We start from the raw sequence: 19,034 nt of genomic DNA, 5'->3' as shown, positions 1-19,034 counted from the left end.
AAGTGCGAGAAAGGGCACGGAGACATGACCGCAGGAAGGCTGGAAGCATTCAGCGATGGAGTCATCGCAATCATTATCACGATCATGGTGCTGGAGTTAAAGGTGCCGCATGGGGGCGGTCTTGAGAACCTGAGACCGCTCCTGCCTGTGTTTTTGAGCTACGTCTTGAGTTTCATCTATGTCGGCATTTACTGGAACAACCATCATCATCTGTTTCACCTGTGCACGGCAGTAACAGGTGGAGTTCTCTGGGCCAATCTGCATCTCTTGTTCTGGCTCTCGTTGCTCCCGTTTGCTACCGGATGGATGGGCGAGAACCACTTCACCAGCGTGCCCACCGCGCTCTATGGCGGAGTGCTCTTCATGGCTGCAGTCGCCTACTACGTTCTTCAACAGGCAATCATTCGCTCGCAAGGGCAGGATTCACTTTTACGACAGGCTATTGGAAGTGATTGGAAAGGGAAGTTGTCGCTGCTGTTGTATCTACTGGCAATCCTCGCAACGTTCTATTCCTCATGGATTGGGCAGGCGATCTTTGCGATTGCGGCTCTGATCTGGCTGATTCCGGACCGGCGCATCGAAAAGCGCCTCGCTATATGAAGAGGTGGGTATGAGTCAAAGCACAGCATTCGTTCCAAACCACTGCTTGTCGCTCGCCCGGGCGCGCGTGGCAATCGATGCGCCACTTGCACCTGCAAATTACGCACGACTGTTTCCGGAGCTTCCGTCTTTCCGGGCGGAGCAATCGTTTTTGCACGCACTCGGCCGTGCCGGCGGCATCTGCGATTGCGGAGAAGTCAGCGATTCGCCTGAATCCCTGGGCGAGACCACGGCCGGCTGGCCGATCTTAGGCCAGTTTGTGGCGCACGACATCACGGCGGACCGGTCTGGTTTAAGCGCCCGTACCAACACGGCGGAGCTGCGCAATGCCCGCAGCCCGCAGCTCAACCTCGAATGCCTGTATGGCGACGGACCTGTTGGCCATCCATTTCTCTATCAGCGCAACGATCCGGCGAAGTTCCTGCTAGGTGCAGATGGAGCAGACCTCCAACGCAACGCAGAGGGCATCGCGCTGATCGGCGATCCGCGCAACGATTCGCATCTGCTGATGTCGCAACTGCATCTCGCCATGCTCAAGGCTCACAATCTGTTTGTTGAGGAAGCAAGGCTCGCAGGCGTAGCGAACGATCGGGTGTTCGATGAAGCGGCCCGGCAGTTGCGATGGCACTATCAATGGAGTGTCGTCAACGAGTTTCTGCCTGTCCTTGTCGGGCAGGAGYTTGCGGAGCAGGTGCTCCGAGATGGCCCGCAATGGTTTCGTCCTGGCCATCGGGGATTTATTCCACTGGAATTTGCCGACGCAGCTTATCGCTACGGGCACTCTCAGATCCGTCACCTTTACCAACTGAACCTGCAGACCGAACCTGTGCCACTCTTTCCTGACCTCCTGGGTTTCCGCCCGGTATCGCGGAGTCGGATGGTTGACTGGAATTTGTTCTTCGATCGCCCGGGTACGACATCCGCACAGCGCTCCAAGAAGATTGATGGGAAGCTCGTGTCATCTCTCATCAGGTTGCCGGTAGACCTCACCGGAGACGTCGAAATCGACGAATATCACTCGCTCGCTGTCCGCGATCTGCAACGGGGGCAAGGCGTCGGGTTACCGTCAGGCGAAGCCGTTGCGCGGCATCTTGGCGTGACTCCGCTTACTGAAGAGGAAGTGGGCATCGCCTCTACCGGTTGGCACGGTGAGACGCCCCTCTGGTACTACATCCTTCGCGAAGCTGATATCCGGACTGGTGGAAATCGCCTCGGCCCAATTGGCGGCGTGATCGTGGCCGAAGTGTTGGTTGGACTCATCGATGCGGATGAGACGTCGTTTCGACGGAGCTCCCCGGAGTGGCAGCCCTCAAAAACGCTCATTGAACGACTTGTCGGCTAGAGCATTTTTCCTGTAGGTGTAGTGCAGGGCTTGTGCATCTATGGGCGTTTTCCTCAATGAAAACGCCGCTGCACGCTCCTCCCCGGATACCCAGCAACAGGGAAAATGCTCTAATGGCGAGCCGCCTGTCACAAAACGCGGCCCTGTTCGGTCTTAGCTGGCACGAACAGCCGCCCTGAAATGGCCGTTCGGGAAACGAAGGGGAACATTATGAAAATCGTAGTGATTGGCGGAACCGGCCTTATCGGATCAAAGCTTGTCGGCAAGCTTCGTGAGCACGGTCACGAGGCCGTACCAGCATCACCCAATTCAGGTGTCAACACGCTCACGGGCGAGGGACTCGCTGAAGTGTTGAAAGGCGCCTCGGTGGTTGTCGATGTATCGAACTCTCCTTCCTTTGAAGAAGCGGAGGCGATGAAGTTCTTTACCACCGCTACCAACAACCTCATTCAGTATGAGAAGGCTGCGGGTGTTCGGCATCATGTCGCACTGTCAGTCGTCGGAACCGATCGCATCGCTCAGAAAAAGCCGTCTGATGCGGAGAAGACGATCCGTGGATACTTCCGTGCAAAGCTCATGCAGGAGAAGCTCATCGCCGAATCTTCAATCCCATATTCCATCGTTCATGCGACCCAGTTCTTTGAGTTCGTCAAGAGTATCGCCGATGCTTCTACTGCTGGAACGACTGTTCGTGTAGCGCCGGTGCTCATTCAACCCATGGCGGCTGAGGATGTCGCAAGCGCCGTTGGCAGAATTGCTGTCGGTCCTGCGGTCAATGGCATTGTCGAAGTCGGCGGTCCGCAGCAGTTCCGTCTCGATGAGTTTGTTCAGCAGGGCCTTAGCGCGCGTAACGATTCGCGCACAGTCGTCGCCGACCCTGCCGCCGGTTACTTCGGAATCGAAGTCGATGAGCGCGCACTGGTTCCCGGCGATAACGCCCGGCTCGGCGAGATCCGCTTCGATACGTGGCTTAAAGATTCCGCAAAGCCCGCTGCGAATGTCGCTTCCCAGCCCGCGGCAGCAGCAGCCGCGTCCCGCTGAAACAGAAGCCGGGTTTGGACCCGGCTTCGTATCACTGACAAACAAGAAGCGATAGAGCATTTTCCCTGTAGGCGTGGTGTAGGGATTCCGGATCTATGGGCGTTTTCCGCATGAAAACGCCGCTGCATGCCCCTTCCGGGATACCCAGTAACAGGGAAAATGCTTTAAGTGAGGAGGCGAAGTATGACGTTCGCAAAATTAGTGTTGTGCCTGGCGTGGTTCACGCCCGGCTTACTGGTGGCACAGCAAGCTCAGGTCTCGGAACTGATGTCGAAAGATCTGAAGGACATCAACAAAGAAGGTCTGATGATCACGGTGGTGTATCCGCCGGGAAGTTCAGACCCGGTACATCGTCACTATGCGCATGCGTTCGTCTATGTGCTGGAAGGCTCGATCGTAATGCGGGTGAAGGGCGGCAAGGAAGTGACGCTGACTCCCGGTCAGACCTTCTATGAAGGCCCGGAAGATATCCACTCCGTCGGCCGCAACGCAAGCAAGACGAAACCGGCAAAGTTCGTGGTCTTCCTCGTGAAGGAGAAGGGCGCTCCGGTAGTGACGCCTGTGAACTAGAGCATTTTCCCTGTAGGTGTCGTGTAGGGCTTCTGCATCTATGGGCGTTTTCCGTAATGAAAACTCCGCTCGGGTCTTTATCAATTAGTTCCTGTGAGGATGGATAATTCAGGTGGGAGCACCGTCGAGACTCCATCCATGAGAAACAGCAACTCTAATTTGCAAACGGGCGGACGCGTCGTTCTTGCGGCGACCATCCTCGGATCGAGCATGGCGTTTCTTGACGGGACGGTCGTCAATGTTGCGCTTCCTGCGCTGCAGAATGCCTTCCACGCGTCGCTTGCAGATGTGCAGTGGGTCGTCGAAGCATACGCTCTTTTGCTGGCAGCGCTGCTTCTTGTCGGTGGTTCGCTGGGAGACATCTTCGGGCGTCGCAAGATCTATATCTGCGGAGTTGTCGTGTTTGCCTCCGCCTCTGCGTGGTGCGGCTTGGCGCGGGACATCCACATGCTGATCTGGGCGCGTTCCCTGCAGGGCTTCGGGGCGGCGTTGCTGGTGCCTGGCAGCCTGGCGCTGATTACCGCGTCCTTTCCGCCAAGTATGAGAGGGCAGGCTATCGGTACATGGTCCGGCTTTTCCGCGATGACGTCCGCCATTGGTCCGGTCATCGGCGGCTGGTTGATTGAGCACTCCACATGGCGCTGGGTCTTCTTCCTGAATCTTCCACTCGCGCTGGCAGTGGTTCTGTTGTCCACCAGAGTTCCGGAAAGCCGCAACGTTGGGATCTCGCGTCGTGTCGATTGGTTAGGCGCTCTCCTGGTCACGCTGGGGCTTGGCGGCATCACCTATGGCTTGATTGAGTGGCCCAGCCGAGCGCACCGTAATCCCAGTCCTATTGAAGCGGCAACCGGCCTGGGAATCCTTCTCCTGATGGCGTTTGTGGCGGTCGAACGCTGGTCCAGGGCTCCGATGGTTTCGCTTACGCTATTTCGCTCACGAAACTTCACCGGCGCTAACCTGCTGACCCTGTTTCTGTATGCATCGTTCGGCGGGCTCATGTTCTTCTTCCCGATGGACCTGATCCAGATCCAGCACTACACGGCAACTCAGGCAGGAGCAGCATTTTTGCCCTTTGTGGTGACCATGTTCGGGCTCTCGCGCTGGGCAGGCGGTCTGGTTGCGCGCTACGGCTCACGCCTTCCGCTGACAGTGGGACCTCTGGTTGCAGCCAGCGGCATCGCACTCTTTGCGGTCGTTCCGCAGAACGGGAGCTACTGGACCGCATTCTTCCCTCCCGTCGTAGTGATGGGGTTGGGTTTGGTGATCAGCGTCGCTCCTTTGACGACGACAGTTATGAACGCCGTTCCAGATTCCGAGTCCGGGCTTGGTTCAGGAGTCAATAACGCGGTCTCCCGCCTGGCCGCTTTGCTGGCTGTAGCTGCATTTGGCGCGGTTCTGGCAACGGTGTTCAATCATTCGCTCGACCAGCATCTCTCCCAACTGGCCTTGAGTCCCGAGATTCGTGCACAGGTCGACGCCGCCCGGCCGCAGTTGGCGGCCGCTCACAATCCTGCTCCCGCGGTTCAGCACGCGATCACCGAATCGTTTCTGAGCGGCTACCGCACTGTGATCTGGATCGCGTCGGCGCTCGCGGTTTTGAGCTCGCTTACGGCGTGGCTACTGATCGAGCCAGGCATACCCTCCTCAGTAGAATCGGATCGGAAAAAGTAACGAACCAATTTGTGGTTATCCCTTCCGGGAAGGAAATCTCCATCGGAAAGTGGTACAACTAAAATGGAGAACGATCTTCTGCGTGAAGAAAGCAGGGGGATCAAAAGGAAATGCACAGGGTTCGAACCATCGTCGGAACGGTTGCGGTCATCCTGGCCCTGGTTTTTTCCTGTGTCTCCGCTCATTGTGAAGCCCTCTGCGATCTGGGGCAGATGAAAGCCGCCGGCGCAGCAGGTTCAGACGCATCCGCCCACACGCAAGCCGTCTCCAAAGCCCAATCGAGTGAGATGGGCGACATGGCCGACTGCGGGGCTATGCATATGACGGAAGCGCAAACCGATGCGGGATGCTACGTCGTAAGCTCCGGGCATCATCTCTGCGGGCATGACGATGCTGCTATTGCCGAATCAATGCGCGATTGGCAGCCGAGCTGGACTGTCATTGCAGCCGTCGTCGCGGGATTCACCGCGCAACCTGTTCTTCAGGTTTCTCATGCGTCGTTTCCCACGGAAGAGCCGCCGCCAGGCCCTCTTACTGCTCTCGAACTGACCTCCATACAGCGCGTTTAGGCATAGTTCTTTTCACGCGACATATCTATGTCGCTGGCAGGAGTGTGCCGTTTCGCTTCTATTTCCTTGAAGCTCACAGCATTCCGCGCCGGTGACGCCAACTCTTTGTCCTTATTTCAATGGAGTTTTTATGGCGAACCGCCGCTCGTTTCTGCAGAGCGCATTTGGCCTGGGAGCCGCTTTTCTTTCGGCGAACAAGCTATCCGCGTCCACACCTCAATCCGCTGCTGAACAGTTGAAGCGCAAGCGTACTCAGGACCGCCGTGCGGCCTTTAATATCCCGGTCGTCACGACCGATGTCGGCGATCTCCCCTACACAATGGATGGCAACACCAAAGTCTTCCATCTGGTGGCTGAGGTAGTGAAACAGCAGATTCACCCTGATAAGACCATCGATCTCTGGGGTTTCAACGGAAGCGCACCCGGACCCACCATCCAGGTGAATCAKGGCGACCATGTCCGCATCATCTTCGATAACCATCTGCCGGAGCCGACCTCCATCCACTGGCATGGATTTGAAGACACCATCCAGAACGATGGTCAGCCGGCGATCAGTCAGCCTCCGGTGAAACCTGGCGGGCGATTCATCTATGAGTTCGACATCCACCAGGAAGGCACCTACTTCTATCACTCGCACATGGCGATGCAGGAGATGGCCGGCATGCTCGGCGCCTTCATCATGCATCCGAAGGAGCCCTATCGTCCCCACTGCGACAAGGATTTTCTGATTCATCTGCAGGAGTATGCCGTCCTTCCGAATAACACCGTTCCCAACACCATGAACATGGAGTTTAATTGGCTGGTCTTCAACGGGAAATCTGCACCGGCATCCACTCCGCTCATCGTGCGGCTCGGCGACCGTGTACGCATCCGCTTTGTGAATCTTGGGATGGATCATCATCCGATGCATCTGCATGGACACACGTTCTACACCACGGGAACCGAAGGCGGGCGTATTCCTGAGGCAGGCTGGTGGCCGGGAAATACCGTGCTGGTGGGGGTTGCGCAGGCACGCGCTGTGGAGTTCGTTGCGAATAATCCAGGCGACTGGATGATCCATTGCCATCTTCCACATCACATGATGAACCAGATGTCCTCTGTCGCGGGAAAGATGACGCGGACAGCCGGGATGCCTGCGGGCGGCGCGATGAATACCGGAATGGGCATGCTGACGGGCGAGCCTGGCGCGCCGACGGGAGAAGGCTATGGCCCCGCTCTCGGTCGCGGTCTCGGTGGTGTCGGCAACGCGAACGAGACCCCATCCACCAACGGCCCTCTCTCACAGCAGAAGGCGATGGATGCCATGCCCGGCATGCAGCACAACATGAGTGAGAGGCAGATGGCAGATATGGCGAGCGATGTCGCCGGCAATGCCAATGACGTTCCCAACTTCCCGCAGGATGCGTACATGGAAGGGCCAATGATGGTGATGGATGAGGCGGTGGAACGGCCGGAGAACTTTGGCCTCAACGCCGGATGGAGCGGTTTTATGCAGGGCATGATGACCTTTGTGCGCGTGTTGTCGCCGGAGAAATATGACGAAGTGATCTCGCGTATGAAGCAGGCGAACCGTCCCAACGATCCCTACCAAACTATTCTGGAACGCGCCTGAGATGAGGAGCCGTGTCATGACGATGAAACTCTATGTTCCTTTTGCGATGATGCTCCTCTTCGGTAGCATCTCCATTGCGCAGGGCCAGGAACACAATGCAATGCCGTGCATGGAAGGTATGGAGATGCCCGGATGCCCACCAGTCAAAACGCCATCTAACCCGCAGCCGAAGCAGGAGCCCAGCATGCCGGGTATGCAGCATCAACATCCGCCGGCGCAGACCTCTTCTCCACAGAGTGGGCAGAGTTCGAGCACACACGCCACCATGACGCTGCAGGAGCCGGAGAACCCTGAGCACAAGACAGGATCGAATCTGCCTGCGCCGGAACTGCTCAAGGAGGTTGCTGCACAGCCGCCCATGAATCTGGATGACTTCATGAAACTGGCCGATGCGAATAATCCCACGATCAAAGAAGCGGCCGCCTTTGTCCGCAGATCTCAGGAGAAGGCCCGGCAGGCAGGCTTGTACCCGAACCCCACGGTCGGCTATCAGGGCGAACAGATTCGTGGCGGCGCCTATCATGGTGGTGAACAAGGAGCCTTCGTCCAGCAGACGATTGTTCTTGGAGGAAAGCTGGGGCTGCGGCGGGATATCCACGCTCAGGAGAGCCGCTCGGAGCAGATCGGTGTGCAGGAGCAGACATATCGCGTGCACGCCGATATTCAGCAGGCATTTTTCGATGCACTGACAGCACAGGAGACGGTGCGCCTGCGGCAACAGTTACTGGCAATCGCGCTCGACGCGGTTGAGACCGTGCATCAACTGGCAAATGTAGGTCAGGCGGATGCTCCGGACATCCTGCAGACGGAAGTCGAATCGGAACAGGCGAAGGTGGAGTACACCATTGCGCAGAGGCATTATCTTGAAACCTTCCGGGTCCTCTCTGCTCTCGCAGGCAAGGGCGATCTTCCCATCAGTCCCTTGCAAGGAGAGCTGGAAAAGACTCCCGATCTCAACGCAGAACAGATGACGGACAGTGTTGTCTCAGAAAGCCCTACGGTAAAGCGGGCGCAGCAGGAGATCGTTGTCGCACAGGCGCGCCTTAAGGATGCCAAACGGGAAGCGATACCGGACCTGCAGTTGAAGGCTGGGGAACAGTACAACTTCGAGAGGATCGAAGGCGCACCGGACAAGGCAACCGGCCCACAGAGTTTTGCCAGTGCCGGTGTGAATATTCCGCTATGGAACCGGAACCAGGGAAATGTGCAGGCAGCCAAGGCGGATATCGAGCGCGCCGAACAGTCGCTTCGCCGCGAACAGCTATCGCTGCGTCAGCAGTCAGCACCGCTTGCACAGTCCTATGAGTCTGCTCGGTTCGAAGCAGACCGCTATAAGACCCAGCTCATTCCTCGTGCCGAGCGCGCCTATCAGCTCTATCTGAATAAGTATCAGAACATGGCCCAGGCGTATCCGCAGGTGCTTGTCTCGCAACGAACGCTCTTCCAGCTGCGTGTTGGATATGTGAAAGCGTTACGTGAAGTCTGGCGTAATGCGATTGCTCTTCAGAACTACACCTTGAGGGGAGGTCTTCAGGCTCCCATCTCAAGCGATACTCCAAATACGACGATCAATCTTCCTAACGCGACTGGAGCGCAGGAGTGAGATCGATACAAATAAAATGGGCGGGCCAATGCGATCGGCCCGCCCATTTCTTTTTGTCAAGCCTTCGGTGCTTCGCTGAAGATCTGCACGAGCCGGTCCGCAATGATCTTGTCCTCGCCATCTTTGATCTGCCAGAGAGCGAAACCAAAGACACTCGGATCGGAAGGACGACGACGGCGTTCAGAAGCTGATTTCTCGGGAGCGTTGGGGTCGCGTCCGCGAAGGCCGCTTGCGCCGGCGCCCATGCTCCCGATGCCAATTGGCCGCGTATCGGCGAGCTTCTGCATGACCTCCGGCCCGGTGATTTTTAGCTTCGCCGGATCGATATGCCAGCTATAGTGCGGCGTCACATTACCCAGGGCCTGAGGATTGAACTCCCGTGGAAGGGCAGTTACGCCAAACTTCTTGATGGCGTCAGTAATCACCTGGGCGCGTGCATCGTACATCTTCAGCACTCCGTCGTAGTCCTGGTTAACGAAGAGCTCCAGGGCTTTCAGCAGCGCGAAGATAGTCTCTTTGCCGACTTTGCAGGGACGGCCGATACGATCTTCCTGCGGACTCATGTTAAGCATCGACCAGCGGATCAGTTCTTCCTTACCGATGAGAACGCCGGAGGCTTGTGGACCGCAGATATCCTTACCGCCGCTGAACGTGACCATGTCGAAGCCAAGTGCGGGATACTCCCACAGGCGTTCTTTCGGTGGCACATCCGCAGAAGCATCGTTGAAGGTATAGATATTGTGCGCCTTGGCGATGGCGACGGTCTCAGGGCCGCTGACCTTGCCGCGGTCTGACAGGATATTCGTGAAGTGGATCGCCAGTGTTTTTGGATTGATGGCGGCGATCATCTCCTCGCGAGTCTCCACCTCGATCAGCTTTGCGCCTGTCTGGCGAATCTGATGGTCGAAGGGATAACGGTGACTCTTTTGAATAATGACCTCAGTCCGAGGGAAACCACTCACGTCCGGGCAGGAAGTGATGCGTGGTTCCAGGTCTTCCGTCATCATGCCCGCATATCCGACAACCATGGCGGCAGCGGCGCCGGCCGTCACCAGGCCGGTGTAGCCTTCGGGAGACTTGCATAGCTTTGCAATAAACTTCCCGGCTGCGACTTCCAGCTCATTGATCAGGACAAAGTGCTGGTTGCCCTGGCGCATCAGCTCCATGACCTCGGGTCTCATCACTGAGCCGCCGATCACGGTTACCGTTCCATTGATATTGATGAGCGGTGTGACTCCAAGCTCGGCGTAGATATCGCCGGTAGAACCAAGGCCAGTTGTAATGGGCACAATGGGATGGCCATCGACAGGGGGAATGGCCTGTTTGCCCTTTTTGGAAAACATCCCTTCGGCATTAAGCCTGGAAGGGCTGAGTAGATTGCCGGTTGACGCCGCAAGCATGGATAGAAAAGAACGGCGATTCCAGCCGGATCCGAGATTCATTCATTACTCCTTCTTTTGCGTTTTTCTTCGTTGGTGGATGAACCGGTCAGGCAATCACTCGTGCGCTGCCGACAATTTCAATGAGGGAATCCCCGGGAATCCATTCCACCGCCATGCAGGCACGGGACGGGGTTTTTCCCGGAGTGAAGTATGTCGCATAGATCTTATTTAACGCGTCATACTGCGCCTTGTGGGCGTCAAATCTGGCTTTTCCTGTAGGCGTGGGATTACTGTCGGCAAGCGGCAAGCAGAGAAAAACCTGCAGGTTGAGAATGCTATCCATGCTGCAGCCATTCCGCTCAAGAGATTTCTTCAATGCATCCATGGTTCGGGTGACGTGCTTCTCAAAGGGATCGGTCACGGTAACGTGATCTTCTTTGGGATACCCGTCATTCGATCCGGTTCCCGAAAAGTAATAGATGCCGTTATAGGTGTGGTTGCCGGTGGGGCGGGGCCTGTTGCCTTCCGGGGAAGAAGGCGCGGTGGGGGGTGGAACCGATTGTTGTGCTGGAGTGGATTGCTGCGCTGGAGTCGATAGCTGCGCTGGGAGCCTGGACGCGCCCGTAAGGATAGTTGCCATCGCCGCCAGCTTTCCAAAGAAGCTGCGCCGTGAGTTGGTCTCCGCGAAATTCTCAATCACTGAAAGGGATCCTCCTTTGTATCGTTTTGGTTGAAAGCGACCTGCCTCATATGAGGCAGGTCGCCTGCGTTCTAAAAGTGGTACTTGACGGAGAGTTGCAGTTGTCTCGGGCCAGAACGTACTGCGGTGATCTGACCGAAGGTGGAAGATGTCACGTTGCTGGTTGGATTGCTGAGGTACGCGCTGTTGAAGACATTGTCCGCATCGGCGCGGAAGTTGACCTGTTGCTCACGCCAGATCGTGAAGTCCTTGGTCACCGATGCGCCGTAAGTCTGGAAGCCGGGTGCGCGTTCCGAGGTGGGACGCGCGGTGCCGAAGAGGCCGGGTGCCGGCTGGCCGTAAGCGCACAAGCCGTTGTCGTCGACGGTAACGATCTTTGTTACCGCGTCTGTCTTGGTTCCACAAGGCTTTGCGGAAGGATCGGTGCCAAACCAGTTGTTGATGGAACGGTTGACGATCTTGAGCGCGCGATAGTGATTTGCGCGTAACGAGTTTCCGTTCACGCCGGACGTATTGTTCGAGGTGTTGATGTTGACCGGGAAGCCGCTGTAGGAAACACCGGTCATACCGATCTTCCAGCCACCGATCAGTTCGTCTACGATCAGCGGCATGTTGGCGCCGAACAGGCGCTTACGGCCAATGGGAAGATCGTAGACCATGTTCCAGTTGACCGCATGACGAACGTCCTGGCCGATGGGGCCATACTCCGAATGGAGATCGTAGACGTTCTGTGCATATGCGCTGGCTGCGGTGATGCTGGGAACACCATAGAAGCCGGTGCTGTTGGTATTGCCATGGCTCCAGGTGTAGTTGACGGTGTATTGCAGGCCATGCCATTCACGCTGACGGAAGCTTGTTTGCATGGCATTGTAGTTCATCATGGCGTTGGAGTCGGTGTAGCGGATCACACCGTTGTAGCCCACACCGGGTGTCGCATAGAACGGGGCCGGCGCTTGCGCCAGGCAGGTTGCCGATGGAGTAGCGGTCACGGCTTGAACAATTCCGTTGATAACGCAGGGATTGTGAAGCTGGTTCCGCTGATTGGCCGTCACCAGATGCTGTCCGGCCTCACCGACATAGCCAACCTGGACCGAAGCCGTATTGTTGAGCTGATACTCCAGGGTCAGGTTGTAGATGCCAATGAATGCGGGCTTTATCTTCTTGTTCCAGACGTTGTAAACGTTGGAGCTAGCCGTGCCGCTGCCGAATCCATTTTGTACAAGGAAGAAGCTGCCAGCCCCACTGGGGCTCGCCTGTACGCCGGTGGCCTGATAGGTCGTCTGGAAGGGAAGGTTTGTCGTCATGCGCAGGTTCGCACCTGTACCTTCCATGTAGTTCTGCAACCCATATCCTCCGCGAAGGACGAGTTTCGGAGTTGCTGAATATGCAAAACCGATGCGAGGCATGACGCTGCCGTAGTAGGGATCGACAAGTCCCCGGCCATAGCCTGCTGCCGTGGCCTGTGCGCTGCCGTCGATTAGAATGACCGCTGGATTCCCCGGATCGATCGTCGACATCTTGTGATGGACTTCATAGATTGGTTGAACATACTCGTACCGTACGCCCAGGTTCAGCGTGAGCCGTGGAGTGACCTTCCAGTCATCCTGAGCGAAGTAGGCGTCGCGCCACGACCGCATTCCGACTGGGCCGGCGACTCCGCCTTTGCTGATGAATCCGGCGCGGTTCAGCACAAAATCAGCCGCGGTATATCCGGTGCTGTATCCATTGGGGTTGCCATTCGGACTGGCTGTACCGGGGCCGAGATAGTAGAACCCGCCGAGAGAACCATCGTTGCCCGGATAGAAGTTGTTCTGCTGCTGACGAAGGAACTGCACACCGAATTTGATGGTGTGGCGGTTCTTCAGCCAGGTGAAGTTGTCGCCATAGAGAAACGTGTTCAGCGTGTAATTGGTGCCGAGATTTGCGTTACCGAGAGTGGTGTACTCGGTTCCGTTGGAGGCCCGGAAGCCCTGTGGGCTGGCCGAATCGCTCATAGCGAGGGCCGTGAAACCGGCGAACGCCTGGGAGACCGCGTTATTCGATCCAATGCTGAGGATCTTGTCGCCATTGAGTCCGAAGACTCCGGTCGGATCCAGCAGCACAGCACCGTTGTTTTGAATGCGGGTGTAGCCGGCGCGGAACTCATTCACCATCGACGCATTGAGGGTATGAACTTCATTGATGGCGACTCCGCGGACCGGGTAGGTCGGAGCGCTGGCGAAGCTGACCGGCAGAACATTGGTTGTGGTCTGTCCCTGCTCGGCCTTGCTGAACCGCACGGAGAGGGTGTCTTTCTCCGCGGCCTTCCAGTCGACTTTGATGTCGAACTGATTGCCGTAGTTCCGGTTCTTCGTCGGTCCCTGATAGTTATTGCGTGCCGGCGTATTGCTTCGGTCCGGCGTGCGGTTAGGCAGGGGATATACCTCCGGGTGCGCGAACAGATAGACGGCAGCCGGGTTCAGAACGGAGACTTTGTTGTTCGCGTAGGCGGGAAAACCGCTCGCAGTCGGATCATATAGCTGAATCAAACGAGCGTTGGAAGTGCACACGCCGCCTGAGTCGCCGGAACACATAAGGCTGCGATCAAGAAGCTCGGAGAAATCACCCTGCCTCATCTTCGTCGTCAGGACAGTTGCTGTTCCAATACCGCCGGAGTGGTACCGTCCGCCCTGGTAGTCAGCAAAGAAGAAGAGCCTGTCATGGAAGATAGGGCCGCCGAATGTCCCACCGAAGATATTGCGGGTAAAGGACGTCTTGGGAATGATTGTCGTGCCGTGTTTGTTGGCCCATGTGTTCGCATTCAGGTTGAAGTTCGACAGGTAGTAGAACGCGCTTCCATGCCATTGATTGGTGCCGCTCTTGGTTTGATAGAGGATGTCGCCGCCAAGCACGTTGCCATACTCCGCGGGTGCGTTGGCAGAGATCACCTGAACCTGGCCGATGGCGTCGACGCTCGGGTTATAGCCGGGAATATCGTCCAGCGTCTGGTTGATATTCATGCCATCCAGCAGGTATTGATTCGTCTGCTGCCGGTTTCCGTTCACCGATACGCTTTGGTTCGAGCTGATAGGCCCGGAGACTCCGGCCTGGTTTACGAAGCCATTGGGATTTGTACTGACGGCACCCGGTAGAAACATGGTGAGAGCAACAAGATTGCGGCTTACCAGCGGGATATTCTCAATGGCTCGCGTGTCGAGAGTTGTAGCAAGCGTGGGAGTCTCCGTATTAATCAGCGGCACAACCTCTGAGGTGACCTCGACGTTTTGTGCCTGGCGGGCCAGCAGCAATTTCATATCAACTTTGGCGTTCTGTCCGGTTTCAAGGACGAATGGACCGAATGTGGTTGTCGCGAAGCCGGCAGATTCGACCTTTATCTGATAGTTCCCAATCTGCAGAAAGCGAATGGCGTAGATTCCTTCGTGGTTCGTGGTGGTGGGTGTGGTCACACCGGTGTCGACGTTGACGGCCATTACTGTGGCATTGACAACGACTGCTCCGGTTGGATCGGTTACTGTTCCGTTTACGCTGGCTGTGATCGTCTGTGCTAGCAGGGCACCGCAGGAAAACAACAAAATCGAACAGGCAAGCTGAACTGTTTTGATTAGTTTTTTCATCGTCTTTGACCTCAGAGAAATTGCTTTCAAAGGCCAGGTAGTTTCGTTGCACCTCCAACAACCATCTGGCCAACGTGCTCAAGCCGATGATTTGATCCGGAATGACTGTATGTGACAGACAAATCAAGTACTTTCCGCACGCATATAGGTGCGTTGAATTTTGCGCTGAGTGTGCACTTTGCGGCGGTGGCTGCGCCACAGGCAAATGACCTATGCCCAAAGATGTAAGGCTGATTACTTTCGCTATATGGCGTGCGGCACTGCCGCAAACGTTGCCCCATTTTCCCCGTAGGTGCGGTGTCGGTATCCATGGGCGTGCTTTCCGCAATGAAAACGCCGCTGCGCACCCCTTCCGGGCTACCCCGCAACATGGAAAATGTCTAGCCCATACTCTGGGTGCCCCATCCATTGCGTAGCAATGGGTGGGATGTTCGAGCGGAGCTCGAATTCATTTGCCGTTTAGAGTTGGAAAGGGGCGACCTTCTTGACAGCCGGCGAGGCTGACTTAGAACCCTGTCGCCGGGAAATGACGAAGAAAACCGGTTCGAGCTTCGCTCGAATGTCCCACTCACGCTTCTGCGTGAATGGGGCACCCAGAGTATGGGCTACCAAACTTGTCGATAAGCCCTCTAGTTACTGGAGCGGGAACCCCTGCGCCAAAACAACACCGCAATCAGGCCAAGGAAGCAGAGGCCGCCAAATGTGTCGAGGCCGACATCGACGATGGTTCCGGTGCGATCTGGCATGAAGTACTGGTGCAACTCATCGCTGGAGGCGACAAAGACCGTCGTGCAAATCGCCATGAGTGCAGAGCGTGCGCGCCATGCGCCGATAGCCATATGCCGCAGACTGCGGGCGAAGGTCAGCAGCCAGCCACGCAGGCAGGTGATGCACAGCAGGCCATATCCGGTAAAGTGGCCGGTTTTGCGGATGTAGTGGTGGATCTCCTGCCAGCGGGGGGTATCCACTTTACCGAAGATGGCTTCCCAGATCGGCCTGAACATGCCATCGGTGTTGGCCGCCGAGAAGGTGTGTGTGGACTCCGTGATGATGGCGGCGACCATGATGACGGCCGGAAGCCAGGCATAGAGGAGCCACCGCACACCGGTGCGTGATTCCAGATTGGAAGGCCTTCTAAGGAAAACAGTCATCTAGAGCATTTCTCCTGTTGCTGGGCATCCCGGGAGGAGTGTGCAGCGGCGTTTTCATTAAGGAAAACGCCATAGATGCATAAACCCTGCACTACACCTACAGGAGAAATGCTCTATTCGACGTGGTAGTTGGGCGCTTCGCGCGTAATGATGACATCGTGGACGTGCGACTCGCGCAGACCGGCGCCGGAGATGCGAATGAAGCGGCCGTTCTTCTGGAGATCCGGAATCGTACCGCAGCCCAGATAGCCCATGCCGGAGCGCAGGCCGCCGACAAGCTGGTAGACCATGTTCTCCAGCGGTCCGCGATGCGGTACGCGCCCTTCGATGCCCTCAGGAACAAACTTGGCGAGCCGGTTGGAGTTCGTCGTCTCGGGAGCAGTGATCGACTGCCGCTCCGCCTGCCCATTCATGTCGTCTTTGCCCTGGAAGTACCGCTCGCCCGATCCCTGCGCCATTGCAGAGAGTGAGCCCATGCCGCGGTAGGCCTTGAAGCTGCGGCCCTGGTAAAGGATGGTCTCACCCGGGGACTCGTCCACGCCGGCAAAGAGCGAACCCATCATGACGATGGAGGCGCCGGCGGCGATGGCCTTGGTGATATCACCGGAGTACTTGATACCACCGTCGGCGATAACGGAGATGCCGCGTTCATCAGCGGCGCGGTAGGCCTCAGAGATTGCGGTGATCTGGGGCATGCCCGCGCCGGTAACCATGCGGGTGGTGCAGATGGAGCCAGGTCCAATGCCTACCTTCACAGCGTCGGCGCCGGCTTCGATGAGAGCAGCGCAACCCTCGTAGGTGGCAATGTTGCCGGCGATGAGGTCAACGTTGGGGAAGCGCCTCTTGCACTCAGCGACAGCCTCCAGAACGCGGCTGGAGTGGCCGTGTGCGGAGTCGATGGCGAGCGCGTCGACGCGGGCCTTGATCAGCTCAGCCGCGCGCTCCAGGAAGTCACCCGTGGCGCCAATGGCTCCGGCGACACGCAGACGGCCCTGGTCGTCCTTGCAGGCGTTGGGATACTTCAACTTCTTCTGGATGTCTTTGACGGTGATCAGGCCCTTCAGCTCGTAGGCGTCGTTGACCACCAGAAGCTTCTCCACGCGATGCTGGTGGAGGATCTGTTCAGCCTGCTCCAGGGTCGTGCCGACCGGGACGGTAATGAGGTTGTTTTTGGTCATTACCTCGTCGATGCGGAGATCGGTGCGGGAGACGAAGCGGAGGTCGCGGTTGGTCAAGATACCGACCAGCTTGCGGTTGCGTGTGACCGGAACGCCGGAGATCTTGTAGCGCCGCATCACATCAAGGGCGTCCGCGATCGGCTGATCGGGTCCGATGGTTACCGGATCAACGATCATGCCGGACTCAGAGCGCTTGACCTTGTCGATCTCGCTTGCCTGGGACTCGATCGTGAGATTGCGGTGGACGACCCCCATACCGCCCTGCTGCGCCATAGCGATGGCCAGACGGGACTCGGTTACGGTGTCCATCGCGGCCGACATCAGCGGAATATTCAGCATGATGTTGGCGGTAAGACGGGTCTGCGTGGAAACCTGCGTGGGGACAACGTCAGAGTACGCAGGAACAAGCAGGACGTCGTCGAAGGTAAGTGCCTCAGGTACGGGTGACACGATCATGTTCTTGAGATTGTAGAGCAGTTGGACGAAATGGGTGTGTCGGGCGCCCAGCCTGCGGCTACGTCACAGCGACCCGATTGCGGCCTTGTTCCTTAGCTGCGTAGAGGTTACGGTCAGCACGGGCTAGTACGGCAAAGATGTCGCCGTCGCCTGGAAAGGAGGCCGCAATGCCGATCGAAACGGAAAAGTGGAGCTCTTCTCCGGTATCGGAGGTGACCGGGACTGAAGCCACGGTCGAGCGGATGGACTCGGCAAGTGCGAAGGCAGTCTCAGGCAGTGTGTTGGGAAGAAGGATGGAGAACTCCTCGCCTCCAAGGCGGCCCATACGGTCGTGCGGTCGAAGACAGCTCAGGGTGGCGGCGACGAACTCGAGGATAACGCGGTCTCCGGTGGCATGGCCCCAGGTATCGTTGATCGATTTGAAGTGATCAAGATCCATAGCCAGCATGGAGATGGGAGAACCGGTGCGCCGAAACCGTTGAAAGATGTTGGCGCACTCTTCCAGAAAGGCCCGGCGGTTCAGGGACCCGGTCAGAGGATCGGTGCGCGCGGCGGTGATGAGGGCATCGTAGGAGACCTTGAGCCGGTGGAAGAGCGGCCGGTAGAGGAACAGCGCCTCGGCGAGCAGCAGGAGCAACATGAGGCAAAGCAGGAGCAGCGTGGTCTGCTTCAGCCGCTGGATCGCCTCTTCGCTGTCTGCCTGATAGGCGGCAACCGAGGCCTCCAATGCAGGCAAGAGCTTTTGCTCCAGAAGGAAGCCGATTGCAGCCAGGTCCTTGCTGCTGAGGCTGACTTCTTCATGCCGGGTAGCCGCGAGGTGCTTGGCGCGGTCGAGGAACTGGTTCCCGAGGTCTTCGAGGGAGTCTTTCTGGTCGAAGTAAATGGTCTGCAGCCGCGGCGTGGAGGGCGCGAGGATGTGTGGAGAGACGGAGCCGTGCAATAGGTTTTCGCGCTCCCGTTCCATCTGGGTAATGGCATTGATGAGCTCCACCCGGGCCCGGACAAAATCTTCGGAGCCATCGGCCATCTGCAGGGAGATGCGGAAGATACGCTGCGCAAGCATCCGTTGTCTGCCTGCCATGTTCACCGTGCCGGCGGTAGCGGCCTGACGTTGGATGATGGCATCGGTCAGCAGGTGTGAGCTGATGGAGAGACTTGCGATGAGCAGCAGGGCAGTGACATAGATGACCGTGGTGCGCCGCGAGACAGGCGTACTGGCCAATTTGGCCGGGTGGTGACCCATGTCGCTCCTTGGGGAAGGGATGGCATCCAGGTACAGAGATGTTGCTGTTACGCACTAACTTAGCAGGGAGCAGTGGATCTGCCGCCAGTTTTGTTGAGGACATAACGCGTCAGGGATAGATTTCGTTCCAGAGCCAATCCATACCGTGTGGTGACAAATTTGGTGAGCCCGCACTCGGGGTGCCCCATGCGTCGCGACAAGCGATGGGCGATATTCGAACGCAAAGTTCGAACCGTAGTTTTGTTTGTCATCTCGTAGCGCAAGCGGAGAATCTGCTTCTCTCCCAAACGCCTTCGTGGCTA

General features: G+C 57.3%; 14 protein-coding genes. 8 read left to right on the top strand and 6 right to left on the bottom strand.

Annotated elements, in window-relative coordinates; genetic code table 11:
• Positions 1–24: 24 nt before the first annotated feature.
• From AB4Y89_RS07245 to AB4Y89_RS07210, 8 genes are all read left to right on the top strand, one after another.
• Positions 25–600 (top strand): TMEM175 family protein, encoded by a 576-nt coding sequence (locus AB4Y89_RS07245; RefSeq protein ID WP_442300236.1) that lies wholly within the window; start codon positions 25–27, stop codon positions 598–600.
• A gap of 10 nt (positions 601–610) precedes the next feature.
• Entirely contained in the window at positions 611–1,942 is a 1,332-nt protein-coding gene (locus AB4Y89_RS07240) for a peroxidase family protein (protein ID WP_442300235.1), read from the top strand.
• 210 nt (positions 1,943–2,152) lie between these two features.
• Entirely contained in the window at positions 2,153–2,983 is an 831-nt protein-coding gene (locus tag AB4Y89_RS07235; protein WP_442300234.1) for an SDR family oxidoreductase, read from the top strand.
• Positions 2,984–3,166: 183 nt separating this feature from the next.
• Complete coding sequence (locus AB4Y89_RS07230) at positions 3,167–3,553, top strand: cupin domain-containing protein (RefSeq protein ID WP_442300233.1); 387 nt, start codon at positions 3,167–3,169, stop codon at positions 3,551–3,553.
• Positions 3,554–3,691: 138 nt separating this feature from the next.
• The gene (locus AB4Y89_RS07225) at positions 3,692–5,224 is read left to right on the top strand and encodes an MFS transporter (RefSeq protein WP_442300232.1); all 1,533 of its coding nucleotides are present in this window, start codon (positions 3,692–3,694) and stop codon (positions 5,222–5,224) included.
• Between the two features lie 110 nt (positions 5,225–5,334).
• Complete coding sequence (locus tag AB4Y89_RS07220) at positions 5,335–5,793, top strand: hypothetical protein (protein WP_442300231.1); 459 nt, start codon at positions 5,335–5,337, stop codon at positions 5,791–5,793.
• Between the two features lie 130 nt (positions 5,794–5,923).
• Positions 5,924–7,405, top strand: a complete 1,482-nt coding sequence (locus AB4Y89_RS07215) for a multicopper oxidase family protein (RefSeq protein ID WP_442300230.1) — start codon at positions 5,924–5,926, stop codon at positions 7,403–7,405.
• A gap of 16 nt (positions 7,406–7,421) precedes the next feature.
• Positions 7,422–9,008, top strand: coding sequence for a TolC family protein (locus AB4Y89_RS07210; protein WP_442300229.1), 1,587 nt, complete (start codon positions 7,422–7,424; stop codon positions 9,006–9,008).
• 56 nt (positions 9,009–9,064) lie between these two features.
• On the opposite strand, the gene AB4Y89_RS07205 is transcribed toward AB4Y89_RS07210, so the two are convergent.
• From AB4Y89_RS07205 to AB4Y89_RS07180, 6 genes are all read right to left on the bottom strand, one after another.
• Entirely contained in the window at positions 9,065–10,450 is a 1,386-nt protein-coding gene (locus AB4Y89_RS07205) for an aminotransferase class V-fold PLP-dependent enzyme (RefSeq protein WP_442300228.1), read from the bottom strand.
• 46 nt (positions 10,451–10,496) lie between these two features.
• Positions 10,497–11,090 (bottom strand): RidA family protein, encoded by a 594-nt coding sequence (locus tag AB4Y89_RS07200; RefSeq protein WP_442300227.1) that lies wholly within the window; start codon positions 11,088–11,090, stop codon positions 10,497–10,499.
• A 71-nt stretch (positions 11,091–11,161) separates the two neighbouring features.
• On the bottom strand, positions 11,162–14,704 hold the full coding sequence (locus tag AB4Y89_RS07195; RefSeq protein ID WP_442300226.1) for a TonB-dependent receptor domain-containing protein: 3,543 nt from the start codon (positions 14,702–14,704) through the stop codon (positions 11,162–11,164).
• A 629-nt stretch (positions 14,705–15,333) separates the two neighbouring features.
• Positions 15,334–15,855 carry a VanZ family protein gene (locus AB4Y89_RS07190; protein ID WP_442300225.1) on the bottom strand — a complete coding sequence of 174 codons (522 nt, stop codon included), beginning with the start codon at positions 15,853–15,855 and terminating at the stop codon, positions 15,334–15,336.
• A gap of 113 nt (positions 15,856–15,968) precedes the next feature.
• The gene (gene guaB / locus AB4Y89_RS07185) at positions 15,969–17,489 is read right to left on the bottom strand and encodes an IMP dehydrogenase (RefSeq protein ID WP_442300224.1); all 1,521 of its coding nucleotides are present in this window, start codon (positions 17,487–17,489) and stop codon (positions 15,969–15,971) included.
• A 58-nt stretch (positions 17,490–17,547) separates the two neighbouring features.
• A complete protein-coding gene (locus AB4Y89_RS07180) occupies positions 17,548–18,732 on the bottom strand; it encodes a diguanylate cyclase (RefSeq protein ID WP_442300223.1) in 1,185 nt (394 codons plus the stop codon).
• Positions 18,733–19,034: the final 302 nt, after the last annotated feature.

Origin of the sequence: Terriglobus sp. 2YAB30_2 (assembly GCF_052114765.1) — a bacterium.
In the GTDB taxonomy this organism is placed as follows: Bacteria; Acidobacteriota; Terriglobia; order Terriglobales; family Acidobacteriaceae; genus Terriglobus.
The sequence above is the reverse complement of the archived record's forward strand: the minus strand, read 5'-3'. Positions and strand labels throughout refer to the sequence as shown.